The 20,902-nt window shown below is 49.2% G+C and carries 15 protein-coding genes; 5 read left to right on the forward strand and 10 right to left on the reverse strand.

Going from position 1 to position 20,902, the window contains the following annotated elements:
* Positions 1 to 79: 79 nt before the first annotated feature.
* The 3 genes from treF to D0Y50_RS17840 all read right to left on the reverse strand — a co-directional run bounded on the left by treF (position 80) and on the right by D0Y50_RS17840 (position 4,162).
* A complete protein-coding gene (gene treF / locus D0Y50_RS17830; protein WP_117318270.1) occupies positions 80 to 1,615 on the reverse strand; it encodes an alpha,alpha-trehalase TreF in 1,536 nt (511 codons plus the stop codon).
* A 2-nt stretch (positions 1,616 to 1,617) separates the two neighbouring features.
* The gene (locus tag D0Y50_RS17835) at positions 1,618 to 2,868 is read right to left on the reverse strand and encodes an MFS transporter (RefSeq protein WP_108566761.1); all 1,251 of its coding nucleotides are present in this window, start codon (positions 2,866 to 2,868) and stop codon (positions 1,618 to 1,620) included.
* A 271-nt stretch (positions 2,869 to 3,139) separates the two neighbouring features.
* Positions 3,140 to 4,162, reverse strand: a complete 1,023-nt coding sequence (locus tag D0Y50_RS17840; protein ID WP_108566760.1) for a LacI family DNA-binding transcriptional regulator — start codon at positions 4,160 to 4,162, stop codon at positions 3,140 to 3,142.
* A 272-nt stretch (positions 4,163 to 4,434) separates the two neighbouring features.
* Here D0Y50_RS17840 and D0Y50_RS17845 point away from each other — a divergent pair, with 272 nt between their 5' ends.
* Complete coding sequence (locus tag D0Y50_RS17845) at positions 4,435 to 6,708, forward strand: TonB-dependent receptor (RefSeq protein WP_117318272.1); 2,274 nt, start codon at positions 4,435 to 4,437, stop codon at positions 6,706 to 6,708.
* 76 nt (positions 6,709 to 6,784) lie between these two features.
* On the opposite strand, the gene D0Y50_RS17850 is transcribed toward D0Y50_RS17845, so the two are convergent.
* On the reverse strand, positions 6,785 to 9,067 hold the full coding sequence (locus D0Y50_RS17850) for a TonB-dependent receptor (RefSeq protein ID WP_108566758.1): 2,283 nt from the start codon (positions 9,065 to 9,067) through the stop codon (positions 6,785 to 6,787).
* A gap of 179 nt (positions 9,068 to 9,246) precedes the next feature.
* On the opposite strand from D0Y50_RS17850, the gene D0Y50_RS17855 reads away from it, so the two are divergent.
* Positions 9,247 to 9,933 (forward strand): haloacid dehalogenase type II, encoded by a 687-nt coding sequence (locus D0Y50_RS17855; RefSeq protein ID WP_108566757.1) that lies wholly within the window; start codon positions 9,247 to 9,249, stop codon positions 9,931 to 9,933.
* A gap of 285 nt (positions 9,934 to 10,218) precedes the next feature.
* Here the strand turns inward: D0Y50_RS17855 and D0Y50_RS17860 are convergent, their stop codons facing one another.
* Positions 10,219 to 11,307, reverse strand: coding sequence for a Gfo/Idh/MocA family protein (locus tag D0Y50_RS17860; protein WP_108566756.1), 1,089 nt, complete (start codon positions 11,305 to 11,307; stop codon positions 10,219 to 10,221).
* 367 nt (positions 11,308 to 11,674) lie between these two features.
* Between D0Y50_RS17860 and D0Y50_RS17865 the strand changes: the two genes are divergently transcribed.
* The 3 genes from D0Y50_RS17865 to D0Y50_RS17875 all read left to right on the forward strand — a co-directional run bounded on the left by D0Y50_RS17865 (position 11,675) and on the right by D0Y50_RS17875 (position 15,010).
* Complete coding sequence (locus tag D0Y50_RS17865) at positions 11,675 to 13,189, forward strand: methyl-accepting chemotaxis protein (RefSeq protein WP_232366301.1); 1,515 nt, start codon at positions 11,675 to 11,677, stop codon at positions 13,187 to 13,189.
* Positions 13,190 to 13,469: 280 nt separating this feature from the next.
* Positions 13,470 to 14,594 (forward strand): porin family protein, encoded by a 1,125-nt coding sequence (locus D0Y50_RS17870; RefSeq protein WP_117318277.1) that lies wholly within the window; start codon positions 13,470 to 13,472, stop codon positions 14,592 to 14,594.
* Between the two features lie 11 nt (positions 14,595 to 14,605).
* Complete coding sequence (locus tag D0Y50_RS17875; RefSeq protein WP_108566753.1) at positions 14,606 to 15,010, forward strand: type 2 periplasmic-binding domain-containing protein; 405 nt, start codon at positions 14,606 to 14,608, stop codon at positions 15,008 to 15,010.
* A 49-nt stretch (positions 15,011 to 15,059) separates the two neighbouring features.
* Here the strand turns inward: D0Y50_RS17875 and D0Y50_RS17880 are convergent, their stop codons facing one another.
* From D0Y50_RS17880 to D0Y50_RS17900, 5 genes are all read right to left on the reverse strand, one after another.
* Positions 15,060 to 15,533, reverse strand: coding sequence for a hypothetical protein (locus D0Y50_RS17880; RefSeq protein ID WP_147318261.1), 474 nt, complete (start codon positions 15,531 to 15,533; stop codon positions 15,060 to 15,062).
* Between the two features lie 118 nt (positions 15,534 to 15,651).
* A complete protein-coding gene (locus tag D0Y50_RS17885; protein ID WP_117318281.1) occupies positions 15,652 to 15,879 on the reverse strand; it encodes a hypothetical protein in 228 nt (75 codons plus the stop codon).
* 496 nt (positions 15,880 to 16,375) lie between these two features.
* Positions 16,376 to 17,818: a sugar porter family MFS transporter gene (locus D0Y50_RS17890; RefSeq protein ID WP_108566750.1), complete on the reverse strand. Its 1,443-nt coding sequence runs from the start codon at positions 17,816 to 17,818 to the stop codon at positions 16,376 to 16,378.
* Positions 17,819 to 17,821: 3 nt separating this feature from the next.
* Positions 17,822 to 18,955, reverse strand: a complete 1,134-nt coding sequence (locus D0Y50_RS17895) for a glycoside hydrolase family 43 protein (RefSeq protein ID WP_232366302.1) — start codon at positions 18,953 to 18,955, stop codon at positions 17,822 to 17,824.
* A gap of 150 nt (positions 18,956 to 19,105) precedes the next feature.
* A complete protein-coding gene (locus D0Y50_RS17900) occupies positions 19,106 to 20,821 on the reverse strand; it encodes a glycoside hydrolase family 43 protein (RefSeq protein ID WP_117318283.1) in 1,716 nt (571 codons plus the stop codon).
* Positions 20,822 to 20,902: the final 81 nt, after the last annotated feature.

A 20,902-nucleotide genomic window follows, 5' to 3' on the forward strand; every position in this document is an offset into this window, starting at 1 on the left:
TACACTCCCCCGTAGCGGTAGGTATCTGACGCCGGGGGAGTGGTCTGTAAAGAAGCAACGATCAGGCAAGCGCGAAGGGTTAGTACCCCGCGCGACGGTCTTGTCCAAGTAAGTTCTTAAAGCGTTTGTAAACGCCGTTGGTCCAGCCGAAGCCAAGTTGAACCGCATATTCGCCGCCGCTGGCAGTAAGCTCAGGTTCACAAACATTGTATTTTTCCATCATTACCCCACTTTCGGCAAACTGCCGTTCCACCGTGGTTACAAAGCGTTGCATTATATCTGCAGCCAGGCTGTCATAGCCGTATCGAATCAAGCCGTGGGTGGTAAAAAACTGTAACGGTGCCCAGCCGTTTGGGGTGTCCCATTGTTGGCTGGTAGCCAGGGCGGTGGTCACTACCCCGCCGGGTTTTAGCAATTGCGCTACTAAGGTATTTTTTACGGCTTTGGCCTGAGCGGTGGTGGCTAAACCGGTAAACAGAGGCACCATGGCTGCGGCACTTATTACGTTGGTGGTCCGCTGGCTGGGATAATGATAGTCATAAAAGTACTCTTGCTGCCATAAATAAGCCTGGATAGCCTGTTGCCGGGCCGTCGCGCGCTCCTGATAGTGCTGCTTATCAGCGGGCGTCTGGCTTAGCTCACTGAGGGTCTGCTCCAGGGTATACAGCAAGGCGTTCAGGTCGACCGGCACTATCTCGGTAGTCCGAATACTGGCCAGTGAAGTTGGCTCGGCCAGCCAGCGCGAACTAAAGTCCCAGCCCGATTCACACGCTGCGCGAATATGCCGATAAAATTCATTGGAACTGGCCCCCAGCGCTTTAGCGGTATGTATATCTTCGCGCCACGACTCTGGCCGCGGTGTAGCGCTATTGTCGTAATAACGATTCAGTACCTTACCGTCGGGCATTCTTACTACACGCTTATGCGCCACATGTGTATCGCTAAGGCTGGCTTCGCCCTCCATCCAAAACGCGTATTCCTGATGTAGAGCGGCATTGACTTTCGCGCTCTGCGCCGGACTTAGCCGAGCGGCAACTAAATGATACATCAGCGCCAATACGGGCGGTTGGCTGCGGGTATGGTAATAGGCCCGATTACCGTTTGGGATACACCCTACCTCCGCAATAAGGTCGACAAAATTATCCAGCATATTGATAACCATATCTTCGCGCCCGGCATCCATCAGGCCCAGGGCCGTAAAATAACTATCCCAATAGTAAATTTCACGAAACCGGCCGCCAGGTACAATATACGGTTTAGCCAATGCTATCAGGCTGTTCTTCGGACTGTGGCCCGCCGGGCTGGCATCGGGCTGGCGGGTAAGCGCATTCCACATGCTTTCAACATAAGCCAGAGGCGTCGTACGCTGCACATTTTCCAGCGGCGCTACCGGTTCAGGCAACACAAAGTGTTTGTTTACAAAAGCCTTGAGCGTAAACCCAGGTATATGTTGCTCGTGCGCAAAGGCGGCGATTACCTCTTGCCAGCTACTTTTGACGGTAACATCGGCAAAGGTTTTACTGTCTTCAAATAAGCCCGCCTGCTGGACCTGAGCGAATAATTCACTGGCAAAAAATGGCAGCACAGTGTGCCAGTCTGTTATGTTTTGTTGCATGCTTAACTCACCTTATGTGCTGAGGTTGCTGATAACGCGCCGCAGGCCCGGCGAAAGAAAAATAGCGACACTAATATGGCCGCAATAGGAATAAGCGATAAGTAAAAGGCTTGCTGGCCGCCCATTGCATCAAATACATAGCCTGTAATGATAGAACCGGTGGTCCCCCCCAAAGCAGAAAATACGACAATAAGTCCGGTCATTGGGGCATGTTGCCCCTTCGGTAGGGCACTTAACATGACAGAATTGATCACCGGATATATCGGCGCCATCATCAACCCAATTAAAGGAACTAAGAAGGCTGCCAGCGGGGCGTCGGTCCAGTTGATAATCTGTGTTTCATCCACTTTTTCAGCCAACGGCAGGCTTAGCAGCATAATGACGGCCATTCCCAGTAAACATACATTTAGAAACGGATACCAATTAACCCTGGCCAATATAACCCCTGCCAGTAACCGGCCTACCGCTAGTGCTACCGCAAAAATACTGGTAATTTGAATGCTCACACTGACCGGTAATCCAAGCACTTCCCGGTTAAAGGTGGGTAACCATGAACCAATCCCCTGCTCTATCAGAACGTATAAAAATATCGATACTACAAAAATGAGAACCAGCGGTTGATAAGCCAGTTTAAGCATGTCGAGAAATGCTCTGCTGGCCGGTAATTCGGTGTCCCCGGGGCTGGGTTTATCGATGGGTGCGAACAATACCAGCACTAATGTAACCAGCACCATCGCGCCCAGTAAATAATATACATTCAGCCAACTCAGTGAGGATGCATCATTGGGGTCAATGAAGGCCGAGAAAATCCAGTAGCCTGACAGCACTCCCAGCATAAAGATACCTTCGATGGTATTCATCAATGAAGAATGAGCCTTAGTAGTAGACGATAGCTGCCCGATAATGGCGTAAACCGATACCTTCACCAGCGCAAACGCGGTGCCTATGCTGGCAAACAGTAATTTGATTATCCAAAAACTGCCGACGGTAGGAGTAACGGCACAAAGTAGCGCCACCAGAGCAAGCCCGCAAAGCATGGCAATTTTATAACCGACGCGGGGAATATACGAAGCCACCGCAAACGATACGATAGCAATAGAGAGATCTTTAAACCCTTCCAGCGTACTGGCCTGGGGCTTGGATACATCAAAACTGGTAATCGACTGCAGAATAACGGTGCCCACACTATTGAGCAGTATGGCAAAGACATAGTAACTTACGGCAATCGCCGCAATAATGGTTAATCTCGACATGTGTAAACACCCTGTTAACTGATTTATGCTGAAGTCTAGCTGTAGCTTGGCCCAAATGCAATCGTTTGCATTTACGCGTTAACTTCGTCTGCTAAAACGATGAGAGCACCCTATGACGCTTGGTAGTTACCCGCATTAAGGTGCCATACTGCCGTTAGTTTGTTGCCATCTTGCGGGGCAGATAGCGTTACAGAACGCTTACCACGTTATCTTAGTGTTACTATCTACTTGAGCTATTTCACCGTGCTAACCCAATGGACTAGCGCATTGGCTAGGCACGGGCGCGGCTGGACGAACGACGAATTATCAGCCGGGTGTCTACCACCTCACTGTGCCATGGCTGGCCGTCAAACTGGCGTAGTAGTTGTTCCACCATAAAGTTAGCCGCTTGTTGTGTATCCTGGCGTACCGTACTAAGGGCCGGATGCATCAGCTCGGCTAATGGAATATCATCGTATCCTACAATAGCCACATCTCCGGGTATGCTTACATAACGTTCTTTCAGGGCTTTCAATGCGCCTAATGCCACCATATCCGATACGCCCGCGATACCATCGAAATCCAAACCGTTTTGTTTAATACGCTGGTTAATATAGTCATAGGCGGCGCGTGAGGTAATGTCTATTGAACCGGTGAGGTCGCTCGCTGGCTCAATTGCGGCTTGGGCATGGGCCGCCAAATAGCCACGATGGCGTTCCTGCATTTCTGCGTGACCGGGATCGCCTAAAAACAGTACTCGCTCGCACCCCCCGGCCAGCAGATGTGCGGTGGCCTGGCGGCAGCCTTCAAAATTATCCCCACCAACTATCGGATAAGCCGCCTGAGTTTTGGCATCGCCCCACACCACAACCGGCACACCGGACGCCGCCGCCTGATCTATTTTGCTGGTAGATTTGCCTTGCCCTACCACTATCATCCCATCCGCGCGCTGACTATGGATAAAATAATTCGCCCAATCATCCGAGGCCATAAATGAATTGGATAGGAGTAGCTCATAGCCCCGGGCATTAAGTGCCTGGTTAAGATCGCCCACAATTTTAAGTAAAAAGGGGTCGGTGGTGCTTTGTTCAGTGTTATCAATCAAATTTAAAATGACCGCGACCACATGCGTTTTGCGGGTTCGTAGGCGGCTGGCGGCCGTATTAACACTGTAATTGTGCGCTTGAGCTAGCTGTTGCACCCGCAAACGGGTTTCAAGTTTTATCAACGGGCTGTCTTTGAGCGCTCTGGAAGCGGTAGAGGCAGAAACACCAGCCAGTTTGGCTAGCCCCGCAAGGGTGAGCTTAGTATCCAAATTACAAGGTCTTGTTGGCAATATTGGCCTAACTATAACGCTTCTACAGTCTATTTCCTATGGCAGGCTGAAGATCTGTCAGCCCCCCTGAAGCCGCCCTACCGTAGTGTTAATAAAATAATACAAAAACTTTGCAATCGTTTGCATTTTTGCTTGCAATCGATTGCACTTGGATCTATTTTGTTGCCAATCATCAAGCCGAATGACACTTTTTTAACCCATTAAACGCATTCGGTTAACAACACACGTTAACAACTTTGTAGGAGCACACCATGAATACGTTGTTCTCAAAAGGAATGCTAGCTGGCGCGGTTACTTTAGCGCTATCCCACTCTACCGTGGCGCAAACCACCGATCCGTCACCGCAAAAGCCCACTGCCAATGCGGCTAACACCGAAGTTATCGTCGTTAGTGGTACACCAGGAGGCGCAGGAATCCGTAAAATTGATGCCAGTTTTGCGGTAACGAATATCGATGCCAGCGATATCGAAAAGCTGGCTCCCAAATCCACGGCTGATCTATTTAAAGCCATACCGGGTGTATGGGTGGAAAGCTCTGGCGGTGAGTCTGGTGCCAACGTATTCGTACGCGGTTTTCCAGGGGGCGGTGATGCACCATTTCTGACTATTTCACTGGAAGGCTCGCCCATCTATCCAGCGTCGACTCTGTCATTTCTGGAGAATTCGCAACTTTTTAGAATTGATGAAACCATAGAAACCGTTGAAGGTCTGCGCGGTGGTCCTAACCCGGTGGTCAGTAACGGTCAGCCGGGTTTGACTACCAACTTTCGCTTGAAACGTGGCGGCGAGACCACTGAAGCATTGGCTAAATATACGGTTTCAGATTACGGCTTAAACCGGGTAGATGTGGTAGCCAGCGGCGCGCTTGATGATGGTTTGTATTATATGGTGGGCGGCTATATCAAAAGCTCTCAGGGTATTCGCGACGCCGGGTTTAATTCTGAAGAAGGTAACCAGTTCACCATTAATATTACCAAGGAATTTAACAATGGTGAGCTTAACCTGTATACACGCCAAACCGATGATCACGGCACATGGTATCTACCTACACCGCTTAATGTAGAGGGTATAGATGCCAACTACACCCAAATTGGACCATTAAGCCGGCAGGCGACCATTTACTATGGTCCTGACAATACCGCCAGAGATGTTGATTTTGGTGAAGGCAGAGGTTGGGATGGGTCTGTTAGCGGCGGGAGCCTTAAACTCGATTTAGGGGCTGGCTGGCAGTTGGTCGACCGCTTTAATTTGACCAAAGGCGAGGCCAATACTTATGGGCTGGTACCTGATGGCAGCGCTGTAACACTGGCAGAGGTGGCCGATAATGGAACCAGCGCCACGGGTGCGGTCACCGGCCAGCAGTATGCAGGCGACACTCCGGTGCAACAGATAGGCGGTTGGGTGGTCTTAAAAGATATTGAGGCCTTTACCAATGATTTAGCGGTATCAAAGTCATGGGATAATTTCGATACCTCAGTGGGCTATTATACGGCTACCACCAAAGCTAACGATTGGTGGAGTCTGGGTAATCAGGCTTATCATGTGCTTACCCCAGGCGGAGAGAGGCTTGACGGTATTGCATGCAATAATCGTCCTGAAGGATGCGGCTGGGGTTATGATATTAGCTCTGTTGGCGATGCCAGCACCCGCGCTGTGTATGCCACCAGCACCTGGCTCGCTAATACTGACTTAAGTATCGATGCCGGGGTTCGCCATGAAAATCATGAAGTCAGTTATTCGGTTGATGAAGGCCTGGATGGTCAGATCACCAAAGCATTGCAATACGATGAGAGCAAAACTTCCTGGACGGTAGGCGCCAATTACGCACTAAACGATAACAGCGGTGTGTTTGTGCGAATGAATCGAGGCTACAAAATGCCTTATTTCGATGATTTTCGCGATAACTGGGACGCCTATACCGGAGGTAATGAGTTAATAAAAGAAGTTACCCAAGGCGAACTGGGTTATAAATACATGAATGACAGCATTCAGTTTTTTGCCACCGCTTTTGCCAATGAAACAAAAGGCGATACCTTTGTACGTCGCCCCGGCGATCCTGCCGAGTTACTGACTAACGAAGCCTATGGTGTTGAGCTGGACGGTAAATATTCGCACGATTCAGGCTTCTCTATTAGCCTTAATGGCACACTGCAAGAAACCGAAATAACGGCCAGTGCCACTAATGAAGGCAACGAGGCGCAGCGTCAGCCAGGCTGGCAAGTGCGTATGACTCCCAGCTATGCATTCGAGCTGCAAGGTATGTATGCCACTCTCTATGGCACCTTATCTGCGGTAGATGACCGCTTTGGTAACAATGAAAACACCGTGGTGTTGGAAGGTTATGAGAAGCTGGATATTGGCTTTACCTTAGAGCCGGTGGAAGCTTTAAAATTGCAGTTATCAGTGGATAACCTGACTGATGAGCTGGGGATTACCGAAGGCGACCCGCGCAATCCGGATGCGCCGAATGGCCGGTATATTATGCCTCGTAGTATGAAATTAAGTGTGGCGTATATGTTTTACTGATAGCGCGACATACAATCAAAAAAGGAGAGCCTTGGCTCTCCTTTTTTATCAGCAAATTGCGATAGCAACCTGGCTGTTAGTATAGGTCAAATGACTTTTTAAAGCGTAGGCCAAATTCACTGCGGTCATTGCTTCGAACCACCCCAACATAACCATTTTGCGCTAAACGTCCCTGATCGTAGACTTCATCAAATACGTTTTTGCCATACAGGCTTACACTCCAGTCTCCGGCTGCCGGCTCATAGCTCACATTGAAACCGACTAGCTCGCGGGCATCAATAGTTTCATAGGGGTTGTACACCGACTGCCCTTGCATCTCATCGCGGAAGCTATAATCCACGCTAACAGTTACCAGCGCGCCGTTGTCCAGCTCGCTATACCAGGTAGGTGCAATCATTACTGTCCAGCGCGGGGATAGCGCTGGCGCATCGCCTTCACCGACCCCCTGAACCCCTTCATCAAGCTCAGTAATCTCGGCATCCAGATAACCAAATGTAGAGCGCACCACAAAATCATCGGTTACATCTACGGTTAATTCCAGCTCAACCCCTTGCGAACGAGACTCACCGGCGTTTTCGACAATGGTTACAAAGCCCCCACCTGCCTGCGGATCAGAAAACGGTAGCGCTAAATCAGTATAGTCGGTCAGGAAAAAGGCGGTCATGAAACTCACATGCTCGCCTACTTCGCCCTTAAAGCCAAACTCATAGTTGATTGCTGTTGTTTCATCGAAAGATACAAATTGGTCGGCTCCGCCAAATGGCCGCGGCGGGAAACCACCTGTTTGATAGCCCTTTTGCACAGCCAGGTACATATTAAGCTGATCGGTCAGCGTATAACCTGCGTTCACATCCCAGGTAACTTCGGAAAAATCAGCACTGCGTACTGCACGCTCGGCAAAAGACGGAAATAAAGCATCGGCGTCTTTCTCGTCCCGGCTGTAACGTAAACCACCACCAATATCCAGCTTTTCAGTCAGGCTATACGATACGTTGACATAGGCAGCATAGGCCTTGGTTTCCTGATTAATATCAAAGAAGCCATAGTCACCACAAAAATCACATACCTCGGTTACCGGTGTTACGCCATCATTTAACAATCCGTCCGGTACATTAAACGGGCTAAAGGTCCAGGGACCGGAAGCGGTGGTACCCTCTTCGGTAAAGTAATACAAACCGGAAACAAAGTCGTAGTCATCGAAGGTGCCGTTTAACTGCAACTCAAAAGAGGTTTGATCGGCACTGCCGGTTTCCGGAAATTCAGATAAGTTAAGCGGCGATCCATCATCATCCAAACCACCTTCGTATTCCGATGAGCGCTTACTGGCAATAAATTTCAGATCCAGATTGTTAGTGGCAGCCCACTGTGCTGTTAGCGCCGTGCCCCAGCCAGAATAAGAGGTAGACTCTATGCCCGGAACAGTAGTACCCAGGTCGTCCGGGTTATCAGGAATAAGGGATGGATTCAGTAAGTAAAACTCACCGTCATCAATACTAAATTCGGTAGGGCCGCCCGGAATAAACTCAACATTGTAAGGTGACTGGCCTGCTTCGTTTTCGACAAAATCCGCCGCCACCGTCACCGAAAAATCAGAAGTAAAATCATACTTAGCTGCTATACGGCCACTGTATTCTTCTTCTTCGCCGATTTCACGCTCAGGGTTTTCCAGGTTTACCGCTGTACCCACCCCGTTTCGTTGTTTAAACGAACCAGTAGCCGATACGCTAAATTCATCCGTGATATCGCTGTTAATATACAGGTCAGTCGCCAACCGTCCACGGCTACCCACTTTAGCTGCTACTGAAGCAATATCCTGCGAACCCGGTGCCTTGGTAATGATATTGACCGCGCCACCTAGGGTGTTTCGACCATACAAGGTTCCTTGAGGGCCACGCAGCACTTCAACCCGCTCAATATTGGGCAGCGACATATTAGCGCCCATTTGACGGCCAAGATAAACACCATCCAAATATACACCCACACCAGGATCTGTGGTGATAACGTGATCCTGTAAGCCTATACCACGAATAAATACAGCAGCATGACCACTGTTACCACCACCGTAGCGACTGATATTTAAATTAGGTACGTATTTACCAATGTCATCAAGGTTGGTCACATTGGTATCTTCAATCAGTCCTTCACCAATAGACGAAACCGCCGTCGGTGTTTCAAAAATACTTTCGGTCCGCTTACGGGCGGTGACCATGATTTTTTCAACCGCCTCATCCTGGGCAGACGTTGTTTCACCGGCCTGGGCAAAAACCTGAGCAGGGAACAAGGATGACGCAACGGCAAGAGTAATAGCAGAAAGACGCGCAGGACTAAAGGTTCGCAAGGTAAGCGAATGAATTGACATGGTTTTCTCCGTCTGGTGAGTGCTTTTTAATTGGTATAGTACAGCTAATGCACGGATTTGCGCTCGTTACGCAGATCGGGCGGCGAGTATACAACAGTACGCCGATTTATGAAGTTAAATCTTCATTTTTTTGAAGTTTTGCTTAATTTTCAACACTGATAAACTTAACAGGATAATCCATGACTTCACACCCTACCCCGAAGGTTCTGTTCTTCGACGTAAATGAAACGATGTTGGACATGAATGCGGTAAAACAGGCCATTGCTGATGTACTCGATGGGGATGAAAGTTTAGTCCCGGTGTGGTTTGCCCAACTGTTGCATCATTCTTTGGTAGACAGTGCGACTAACCAATACCACGACTTTGCGGATATTGGGGCAGCTGCATTAGTTATGGTGGCTCATAGTCATAACAAAACCCTCACGCTGGAAGATGCAAAGGCTGCAATCAGCAAACCTATGACGCAACTTCCTGCCCATGCCGATGTGGAAGAGGGGCTGGCTAAACTGAAAGCAGCAGGCTTTACGCTGGTCGCGTTTTCCAATTCAGCGGAGACTGGCCTGAACAAGCAGTTGCTCAACGCCGGAATCCGGCAATGCTTTGATGCGGTGCTGAGCGTGTCTTCGGTGAAACGTTTTAAGCCGCATGCCGAGGCCTATCAATGGGCAGTGCATACCATGGGCGTCGATACCCATGAGGCAATGATGGTAGCCGCGCATGGCTGGGACGTTAGCGGCGCCAAGGCGGCAGGTATGCAAACGGCATTTATCGAACGGCCGGGGAAAATGATGTATCCGCTGGGGTTAGCCCCGGATTACAGCCTGGCGGACTTCCACGCCCTGGCCAATACGCTCACTGCCTTGTAAATAACGCCTTGCCACATGCGTGGCGTGGGTAACGCCAAGAGCGAGAGTGAGGCAAACGTAAAGCCCTACTTCGTCACCCTCGCCTTGACGCTTAGCGTTGCTTAACCTGGCCTGGCTTAGCCAGGTCCCAGAAAATATTCGGCGGCTCTGTCGATCAACCAATTATGGCCGTCCAGCGGTTTTCCAGTCAGCCGCCGCGCCTTGCCCGCCGCGCCTTGCCCCCTGCGCCGCAGGGTGTTATTTAGCCAGACGGCCCGCTACCGGTACCAAGCCACCAGCGCTTTACTATAGCTGCACCTGCTGGCCAGTCTGTGCGGCTTTATTAATAGCATTAACGATCCGAATATCAGCTAAGCCCTCGGAACCAGGGACCAAGGCAGGGCCTGTGCCTAAAATAGCCTTAGCGTCGTTATCCATTTGCAGAGTTTGCTGCATACCATCAATAGGTGCCAGATGTTTACCATCGCTGGTTGTGCCGGTTACGCCGGAATAAGACTGCATCGGTTTAAGCTGATACCAGCCGTTTTCGCACTCGGCTTTCAAATGATTAAAACTCTTCACCATACTGGTGCCGCAGTCAGCTGTTAACCCATTACCAAAATCCATGGTAAACAGGGTCGTTTCGTCGACTTCTTTGAAAATATCCGGATGCGTCTTCGGTTGTTTACCCGTAACTGCCAGGGGCTCTTTACCGGTAATGAAGCGCGCGCCATTAATAGCATAGACACCCATATCATAGAGCGCCCCACCCCCCATTTCTTTTTGCATGCGCCAGTTATCGGCAGGCCGGCCATTGCCCGCATACCCGGCGAAACTGCTTAAGCCGGTAATTGCACCATAGGGTTGGGTTTGATGATATTGGGCAAAGGTGCGGGTATTGGGTTCATGCTGCATACGATAGCCTATCGCTAATTTGACCCCATTTTTATTACACGCATCAATAATGGCCTGACACTCTTGCTCATCCATGGCCATCGGCTTTTCGCACCATACATGTTTTCCGGTATTGGCCGCCTGTACTGAAAAATCTTTATGGGTACCGGTAGGCGTAACAATATAAATAATATCAATGTCATCGTTGTTAGCTATCTGATCCATATTGGCATACGAATAGACATTGGCATCTTTAATATTATATTTACGTTGCCAGGCAGGGACCTTGTCCGGGCTACCGGTAATAATGCCGCGTAGTTCGCAAAACTGCGTATGCTGCAGCGCCGGAGCTAATAAATTCTCGCTGTAGTTACCTAACCCTAACAGGGCGACACCCAGTTTGCGTTTCGGTGGGGCCATAGCAAAGGCCGGAGACATTGCTGCGACCAACAATCCGGAACCAGCGAGTTTGACAAAATGACGGCGGGAAAAAGCATCCATGGTTTGCTCCATTTAAACGATAACCGGGTTGATTTTTGTACGTAAGTGATGGTTATCTGATCAAGTAACAATGTATTGAGAAAGAATTATTTTCATCGACGCCAATAATTTAACCTAAAGTTAAATACCGATCCGCGCGATAAACTCGTTAATATACGGATCAAAGTTGTTGTCTGCTTTGCAAAACGCTGAACACGCTACTATTTTCAATAGTGGCTATGAGCTGCGAAGAAGTCAGTCACCTGTTGCAAAGGACCTTTAAATGAATTTTCTCCTCCACCTTTCTGTTGCCAAGAAGATTTTTGTTATCCCGATTATTGGGGCCGCCAGTTTCGTTTTATTTGTCTGTATCAACAGCTATATATCTATGCAGAACGCAGATCAGCTGGAAAAAGCCAAAAACGTGGACTTTCCCGCCTTACAATTAAGCTCTACCGCGTTGGTTAGCATGGAAAAAGTACGTGATATATTGGCCGGAGCAGTGACCACCGGTGACGCTGAAGCGCTAACTATTGCCAAAGCGTCTGCCGCTACCACAAAAGAAAGCTTACAGAAAATTGAACAGATAGATCCTGCGTTGGCAGGTGAAGTCTCAGCTATGCTCAACGAGTTCGACACCTATTTTTCATTGGCCTATGGCATCACTGACTCTATGCTTAACGGCACCGCGGACTTTTCCCAGCTAAACGATAAGCTGGAACAAATGAATGCTGCCTATGACAACATCACCTCTCACCTGAACAGCTTCAAGCAACAGCGTGCCGATACATTTGACACCGCGTTTACCGATTACAATGAAGCGCAGCGCTTCTTAATGACGCTGGGCATTATTATGGGGCTGGTAACCACGGTTATTTTGTTTGCCACCGCCTGGCCTATTGTGTCGGAAATCCGCGGCTCGCTAAATCAGGTGGTTCAGTCGTTACGTAATATTGCCGAAGAGAACGGCGATTTAACGGTACGTATTAACTCGCGTTCGCAGGATGAAGTGGGTGAACTGGTTAATTACTTCAACCGCTTCATGGAACGTTTACAAAACCTGGTAAAAGACATTGTCGATACCACCCTGCCCTTATCGGCATTAGCACAAAATCTTAATACCCTGACTACCGATACCAACCAAACGATTGCTAACCAGCAGGACTCTGCCACCAAAGCCAAGTCAGCAGTAGAAGAGATGAATCAATCAGTGTACCTGGTGGCTACCAACGCCGCCGAAGCGTCTACCTCGGCTAACGATGCCGCCAGCGCTGCCAATGAAGGCAAACGTGTGGTAGGTAATACGGTGAGCAGTATCGAAAGCCTGGCCCAAAACGTGGCAGAAACCGCCGACGTGATCAAGAAGCTGGAAAGCGATTCTAATCAGGTTGGGGTGGTGCTGGATGTGATTAAAGGGATCGCCGAACAAACCAATCTGCTGGCCCTAAATGCTGCGATTGAAGCGGCCCGCGCGGGTGAGCAGGGTCGTGGTTTCGCCGTAGTCGCCGATGAAGTGCGTACGTTGGCCTCACGTACCCAACAATCTACTGAAGAAATTCAAAGTACAATCGAACGTTTACAGAGCGCGGCGCAGTCTGCGGTTAAGGTTATGCATAGCGGTAACGAGCGCGCCCGGGAAAGTGTAGAGGCAGCCAACGCAGCAGGCCAAAGCCTGGATACGATTACCCAAACTATTGATATGATCAGTAAAATGAACGCTCAAATAGCGCAGTCTACCGACTCGCAGCAAGAAACCTCACGCAATATCGTTGGCAGCGTTGATGCTATCTTCCAGCGCACTGAACAAACCAGCCAGAACTCGCATAAGCTGGCTTCTGCCAGCACCGAATTGGCGTCTTTGGCCACCAAGCTAGAATCGATCGCGCGTCAGTTTAAGGTATAAATTTTACGCGGGACACGGTTGTGTGCCCGCGTGCTTCCCTGCCCCTTTTCCCCGCTCACCTTACTCTGGTACTTTTTTTGTAGCCTTTGATCTATATGTGCTGTAATCGGTTAAGCGGCTAGTCCTTTTCTGCGCCTGCGCAACTAATAATCAGTCACTTAGGGTATTGCTATAGATACCTTCATATCACCAGTGCTATGCAATCTCTACTTTCGTTATATGGTTTTTAAGCTGTAATTAACTAACATACATATCGCTTTTGTTACTTCATGGAATTGTGATGAAATTTAAAAATCTTTCGTGCCTGTCAATGGGCCTTGCGCTTTCTTTTAATGCGGTCGCCGATGTTCAGCTGAGCGGCTTTGGCACGTTGGCAGCTGGGCTGCCCACGGATAGTGATAAGGAAATACGTAATTATTCGGATGGTGAAGTCGATTTTAAAAACGGCTCTTTCTTCGCCCTGCAAGCCTATGCCGATCTTAATGATGGCTTAAGTGCGACCGCGCAAATTCGCGCCCGCGGTATCGAAGACTGGGACCCTGAATTTACCTGGGCATACCTGTCGTATGAAATGCAGGATAACTGGCGGGTGCAGGTAGGTCGTCAGCGTATACCTATTTATTTGTACTCTGATTATCTTGATGTGTCGTACGCCTACCACTGGATTGCGCCGCCTATGGAGGTTTACCAATCATTTTTTGATAGCATCGACGGTATCTCTTCTATCCATGATTTCACCTTCGGTGATGCCATGCTGAACCTGCGCTTTTATTACGGTCAGGAAAATACCACTCGGGCCGATGGCATTGAGTTTGATGTAGATAAAGTGTTTAGCGCGGTAGCCAGCGTAAACTACGGATGGTGGACCTTCCGCAGTACTTATGTCTCATTTGAACTGACCTCGGATATTGGATTAAATCCATTGTCCAGTGCCTGGGGGCAAACCCCATTTGCCTATGTGGGCGATGATCTAGAAATTAACCAAGACACCCTGACGGGCATGGAATTTGGTGTTATTTTTGATAATCAGGATTGGCTGTTTGTAGCAGAGTACATTCCTGCATCACTTGACCATACTTTAATTGGTGATTTTGAACCTTGGATGGTATCGCTGGGTAAGCGTTTTGGGCCGGTATTGGTACATGGTACTTACGGCCATGATAAAGCTGAAACCGGGGTGGATTTATCAGCTGTGCCGGTAGGCGTGGATGCTAATATTGATGCGCTTTATACGGTTACTGAACAGGTTATTGCCGAACGTACTCGCAATGCCCCATTCTATACGCTTGGTGCGCGCTGGGATTTTCATGAATCCGCTGCCTTTAAAGCGGAATACACCAATACCGAGCAAGCAGATGGTAGCAATGCTGGCTTATTCCAAGTTGCGCTTGTCACAGTGTTTTAAGGGGTTAAATAATGACAACAATAAATCAACTATTAACACGTAGCCTGCTAATGGCTTCTTGTTTGCTGGCATTACCTGCGCAGGCTGAGATTGCGGTAGTGGTAAACAATGCAAACGGGGCGAGCTTATCCCAGGAGCAGGTTTCCAAAGTATTTTTGGGCAAAGACAAGTCACTTACGCCAGTAATGGTGGAAGGCGCAGCCGCCGATGAGTTTGTTGAGAAAGTGCTAGCCCGTTCCCCCAGCCAATATAAAGCCTACTGGGCAAAACTGGCCTTTACTGGGGGTGGTCGCCCACCGAAAACTGTTGGTGATGCTGGCAGTGTACTGGGTGAAGTTGCCGGCGATCCTAAAGCTATTGGTGTGGTCGATGCCAGTGCTGTCAACGGCGACGTTAAAGTGCTGTTTACGCTGTAATCACCCGAGTATAAAATGTCATTGAGCAGGGGCGGCTGCCGCTCCTGCTTTAATTAACTAATGTTTGCTCTGGCAAGTGCGCCGTAGTAGATAAATACCCCAACTGTCCGGCTGCGCGTAACACCTCTTTAGCAATAACTTGCTGGGTAAGGGCGGTATCCTCGGTGTTGGCCAAAGCCTTGGCTAACAACAAGTTATCATCCACTGTAACGACTAATGCTTCAGCAAACGGTTTAAAGCCGTCAATTGAGGCGATAGTACTAAACTCATTATTATTCAGCATTCCCTGCATTTGCAGCGCCATCAGATAGTCGGCACATGCTGCCCGCTTTTCCCGGTAAGATGCCTTGCGCCATTGATACATTGAGCCGTGGTGCAATTCACTACGGGTATACCAGGGTGTCTGGCTAAAGGTATTCGCATGCTCGACTGATATATTATCGGCCACCTCATCAAGCGGCATTGTTGCCGGCCCGCAGCTTATTTGTAACACGACCGCGCTAGCGATAATTGTTTTTGCCACATGCTTCATCCTGTGCCTCTATGTATTAATCCATTACATACAAACTACCCTTAGTCTTAGCCTAGCTTACTGGCGTGAAGGTGCAATATTTTTGTGCCGCCGCAAGCCTCACTGCATTTTAGTGTATCCCGGTCAAAAATACCTGCTGTGGGGGCAGTTCCTTAACCGTTACCCCTACCGTGGTGCGCCCGGGTTTGGCGTGTTTAGCACGCACCACGGTCAGGGCTTTCCCACTGAAAAAATGACGGCTGGCTGAATGAAAGGGAATGAAATCGATAGCAGCTGCTGTGTCGGTTGCCACCCGCTCACCGGTTCTTTCCAACCTAATGGCGATTTTATCGGTCACCGGTAAAGAATAAATACCTCGGCTACTAAAGGCCGAAGGGTCTTGCTCAACAATATCAGCTTGTCGGGAAGTACTTCGTGAAAAGTACTTCGTGAAAAGCCGGATTCGACGGCGGTGGACAAATCGGCTCAGTAACGTCAAACATAGGTAGTTTCTGTCGTAGGCCTGGCAGGGTGAATCAGGCTATCGGCTTGAGTGGCATCTGAATATTCAAAGCATCGCCAGCCCAGGTTAAACAAATTACGCTCAGGTGGCTCCTGTGACTGGACGCTTGCCAGCAAGGGTATAAACGACCGCTTTCAGCCGGCATTCTCATCAGGTATATCCCAGGCGGGATAATTAAGTCTTAGCGTCCCATCCCAACCTGACCATTTTATAAACAGAAGCGTAAAGAATAAGTTAGTCAGAAAGCCAACAAACGCTATGAATTCGTTTTCCTTATAGCCACAAAAAAAGGGGCCGAAGGCCCCCTAATAAACACACTTTAATTTTCTTATTATCCTTCCATGTCTTCCAGTTCGCGCCCCTTGGTTTCTTTTACCAAACGCGATACAAACACTACCGAAAATAATGCGCAGATAGCGTAGAACCCATAAGCTCCGGCTAGTCCAATTCCGGCTAACATCATGGGGAAAGACCAGGTAATTGCAAAATTCGTGCTCCACTGTATCAGGCCAGAAACCGCCAGACCTGAGCCGCGAATTTGGTTGGGGAACATTTCACCCAACATTACCCACATCACCGGCCCCCAAGACATATTGAAGAAAAACACGTAGGCATTAGCAGCAATCAGGGCAACCGGGCCCCAAGAGTCCATGATCAATCGACCGCTAGGATCCTGGCCGGCATTTGAAAATGCCAGTACCACCACAGCCAGTGATACCGTCATACCTACAGAGCCCCATTTGAGTAAGGGCTTGCGACCGACTTTATCGATAATCAAGAGTGCCAGCACACAACCGCCAATACTGATAGCGCCGCTAATAACATTAATCAGTAACGCATCCGATTCGGAAAAACCGACCGCCTGCCATAATACTGCGCCGTAGTAGAACACCACGTTGATACCTACCAGTTGCTGAAAGGTAGCTAAGCCGATGCCGACCCATACAATAGGGCGTACTTTACGGCTGGATTTATCCAGCAAATCAGAAAAACGTGGGCGATGATCATGCTCCAGAGACTGCTGAATCTCGGCAATTTTCTGGCTGGCAATGGTATTCCCATATAGCCGTTTTAGGACGCCTTCGGCTTTGCTAATACGCCCTTTTACAATCAAAAAGCGGGGGCTTTCCGGAATAAAAAATAGCATCACCAAAAATGCCACAGCCGGCAGTAGTTCCACCCAGAACATCCAGCGCCAGGCGGCAAAGTTAAGCCATAGCTCGTTAGTCGAACCTTCTGCTGCGCCGGCCAGTAAATAGTTGCTTAAGAAGGCCACAAACAGGCCGCTGATAATCGCCACTTGCTGTATCGAGGTAAGCATACCGCGAAACCGCGCGGGGGAAACTTCGGCAATATAGGCAGGGGCCATGACCGAAGCTGCGCCCACGGCTAACCCGCCCAAAATACGGTAAATGACAAACTCGCCGGAGCTATCTGCTATACCAGAGCCCCACGCACTGATGATGAACAAAAACGCCGACACCATAAGTAAAGCCCGGCGCCCGTAAAGGTCGGCCATACGGCCGGCAAAAAACGCTCCCACCGCACACCCCAGCAGCATGCTCGACACATTAAATCCTGTGCCCACACTTTGTGAGTTAAAGGCCTTTTGCAGGCCATCAACAGTGCCATTAATTACCCCGCTATCAAAGCCAAACAGGAAGCCCCCGATAGTGGCAACAATACTGATGAAGATAATAAATCCGGTGTTATACGTGTCAGCGTGGGCTGAGGTTGCTGCGTCAGTTGATTCGACCTGAGCTACTGATTCCATGATTTACTCCTCCTTCAGATAGGGGTCGATAGTAATAATGCTACCGTCCGGGTTATACGTCAGCTCGGTGGCTTTCACACTGCGCAGGTGTGTTTGGCCGCCAGACAACGAGCTATCATGATAAAAAAGATACGTTTTGTTTTTGTATTCAACAATGGAGTGGTGATTGGTCCAGCCTTCAACGGGCTTTAATATCACTCCTTGATAGGTGAACGGACCATAGGGGTTGTCGCCAGTGGCATAAACAATTTTGTGGGTATCCCCGGTGGAGTAAGAAAAATAATACTTACCCTGATGCTTATGTACCCAGGCGGCTTCAAAGAAACGGCGGTCAGTATCACCGGTAGTCAGCGGATTGCCGTCTTTATCATTAACTATAATTTCTTTTGGCGCTTCGGCGAAAGACAACATATCGTCAGACAGCTTGGCGATACGCGGCGCAACCTGCGGTTCATTGTCTGCCGGGTAGGTATCCTGCGTTTGGTACTCGCCGGTTTGATAACGCTGAAGCTGACCGCCCCAGATACCGCCGAAATACATATAGTAGCTGCCATCGTCATCTTCAAACACCGCCGGATCGATACTGAAACTATTTTCCATCGGCGTGGGCTGAGGCTCAAACGGCCCGGCCGGGCTCTCGCTGGTAGCCACCCCTATACGAAAAATATCATCCTGATCTTTTAGCGGGAAATAGAGATAGTACGTACCGTCTTTATGCGCTGCATCGGGTGCCCACAATTGTCGACCAGCCCACTGCACATCATCTACCGACATCCCTACGCCGTGGTCAGTAACCTTGCCACCAACCTCGTCCATCGACAAAATATGATAGTCACGCATGGCGAAATGATCGCCGTTGTCGTTCTGCGCTATGCCAGATTCAATATCATGAGAGGGGTAAACATAAATTTTATCCTCAAATACATGGGCAGAAGGGTCAGCAGTAAAAATGTGTGTAACCAGAGGCTCCGCATACCCCGAACGTACCTCAGGGGCTGTCTGCTCGCGCTGAGCAGTGTCTTTTGCTACCTGAGATGAAGCATTTTCCTGTTGTTCCGGCTGTGGTGAACAGCCGGTAAATAATGCTACCGCTAAGGGGATACAAACCAACGTTGTGCCTATTTTTAAACGCGCCACGTTATGCTCCTTATTGTTGTTATACCTGTCATTGGCCTGATAATGCAGCTTACTTACCTCACTGACAATGTAAATCAGGTGAAAAATAAAATTACACCAGCGCAGTATTTAATAACATAACAATTACATGTGTAAGCAGGTCGAGCTGGGTTAATGGGTGGATTGATTGTCGGCCTGTAGCGCCATCATTCCTACCGTTGCTCCCACAAACCCACCGGCACTTGCCGTACTTAAATGGCGAGCATCCTGAGCCTCTCCAAGGGGCGTATTTTGACCGTCTTGCTGATAACTAAAGTAGGCCTTCGACCCATCCACATCCACCTGCAAGACTACCGCGCTGGCCGGCTTATCAATGGTTTTCTGCGCCACCAATGCTTTACCGGTGGGGCTGACTTTGTAAAGACTCACCTGATAGGCTTTCGCATCGTTGGTAATATTTTCGCTTAGCAGTAACTGGTAGTGGTGAGTTTCATTTTGATAAACCGCCAGCCCAGCCGCGGTATCGGACGCCGGCATTGCAAGTTGGGTACGGGCGGTAAAGCGTTGATGCTGCTGGCGTCTGCCCAGGTATGAGACGCCTCCTAAATCGCGCAGGCTGGCTGTTTGCGGATGTAGTTGCAGTACCCCATTCGATAACGAAACCCAGTCTCTGGCAAAGTCCTTAACACTTATCCACAATGGATTAAGGCGACGGCCTGAAAATTCATCGCGCCAACTAAAATTGCGCGCTAACGGTTGTTTCGTGTTGATGTCTGGGGCGATAGCCGGACGCCGGGGGGTTAACGGGACTGTTTCTCCTGGCGGCAAGATATGCGGCCACTCGTCTTCCCAATGAACGGGCAATAAAAACGTTTCACGGCCGGTATTGTAGTGATCATCCTGATACGGCCGAGTAGCTAAAAATACAGACCACCAGTCACCTTCTGCTGTTTGAATAAAATCTGCATGGCCAGTAGCTGAAACAACCTGTTTCTCCCGCGGTAAATCTTTTTGCGTTAATATCGGGTTATGCTGATAAGGAACAAATTCCTCGGTCAGCGAACGCGTCCTGAATACCACTTGAGAATGGTTGACGCTTGTCCCGCCCTGTGCGCAGGTCAGATAATACCAGCCGTTAATATGATAGATATGCGGCCCTTCTATCCAAACCGGTTGCTCTGCAATATCGGTCCCCCCATTGATAAGCAAGCGACGGGAACCCGCTTTAACCTTTTGTTGTTTAACGTCGTACTCCCAAAGCCAGATAGCTCGATGGCCGTCATACAGTGGCGCTTCTGGTGGGGCGTCGTTGTGCGCAATATACGCTTTACCGTTATCATCAAAAAACAAGTCTGGATCAATACCGCCTACCTCTGGCAACCAGATGGGCGAAGACCAGGGTCCAGCAGGATCTTTGGCAGTAATAATGAAATTACCGCCGGCATCCACCGCGGTAGTAATAATATAAAACAGGCCATCATGATAACGTATAGTCGGTGCGAATATGCCTCTGGAGAGCTCCAGCCCGGTAAAATCTATGGCATTTTCGCTGGTCAGCGCATGTCCCACGAGCTGCCAGTCCACCAAATTCTTACTGTGCAGGACAGGTAAGCCCGGCGTATAAGCGAAAGAAGAATTTACCAGATAATAATCTTCACCTTTACGGGTAATACTGGGGTCGGGGTAAAAACCAGGCAAGATAGGGTTTTGATAGGTTCGGTCGGGTAACTCGGAAGCAAATTGCCGATCTTTACCGATATATTCAAACCAATTAAATTCAGCTACCGCTTCTTGCTGGGTAGCGGAGGAAGCACTATCCGTGGCCTGGGCATGCGAGATCGCGCCCAGCAATAGGCCGCAGAGTAAAACAGTAGTTTTCTTTATCATGGTAAAGTGCGTCCGTTTAAACCTTAAATTAATTAACAATAAGCTAACACTATATTAAGGTTTCACTTTACCTAGCCTGTC

It is taken from the genome of Salinimonas sediminis (assembly GCF_003429285.1).
GTDB lineage: Bacteria > Pseudomonadota > Gammaproteobacteria > Enterobacterales > Alteromonadaceae > Alteromonas > Alteromonas indica.

Bases quoted from the DNA above. Each gene is read 5' to 3' on its own strand.
- D0Y50_RS17860 (WP_108566756.1), bottom strand. From the start codon at position 11,307: ATGGATGCTTTTTCCCGCCGTCATTTTGTCAAACTCGCTGGTTCCGGA.
- D0Y50_RS17855 (WP_108566757.1), top strand. From the start codon at position 9,247: ATGACTTCACACCCTACCCCGAAGGTTCTGTTCTTCGACGTAAATGAA.
- D0Y50_RS17850 (WP_108566758.1), bottom strand. From the start codon at position 9,067: ATGTCAATTCATTCGCTTACCTTGCGAACCTTTAGTCCTGCGCGTCTT.
- D0Y50_RS17900 (WP_117318283.1), bottom strand. From the start codon at position 20,821: ATGATAAAGAAAACTACTGTTTTACTCTGCGGCCTATTGCTGGGCGCG.
- D0Y50_RS17845 (WP_117318272.1), top strand. From the start codon at position 4,435: ATGAATACGTTGTTCTCAAAAGGAATGCTAGCTGGCGCGGTTACTTTA.
- D0Y50_RS17835 (WP_108566761.1), bottom strand. From the start codon at position 2,868: ATGTCGAGATTAACCATTATTGCGGCGATTGCCGTAAGTTACTATGTC.
- treF (WP_117318270.1), bottom strand. From the start codon at position 1,615: ATGCAACAAAACATAACAGACTGGCACACTGTGCTGCCATTTTTTGCC.
- D0Y50_RS17875 (WP_108566753.1), top strand. From the start codon at position 14,606: ATGACAACAATAAATCAACTATTAACACGTAGCCTGCTAATGGCTTCT.
- D0Y50_RS17870 (WP_117318277.1), top strand. From the start codon at position 13,470: ATGAAATTTAAAAATCTTTCGTGCCTGTCAATGGGCCTTGCGCTTTCT.
- D0Y50_RS17865 (WP_232366301.1), top strand. From the start codon at position 11,675: ATGCAGAACGCAGATCAGCTGGAAAAAGCCAAAAACGTGGACTTTCCC.
- D0Y50_RS17890 (WP_108566750.1), bottom strand. From the start codon at position 17,818: ATGGAATCAGTAGCTCAGGTCGAATCAACTGACGCAGCAACCTCAGCC.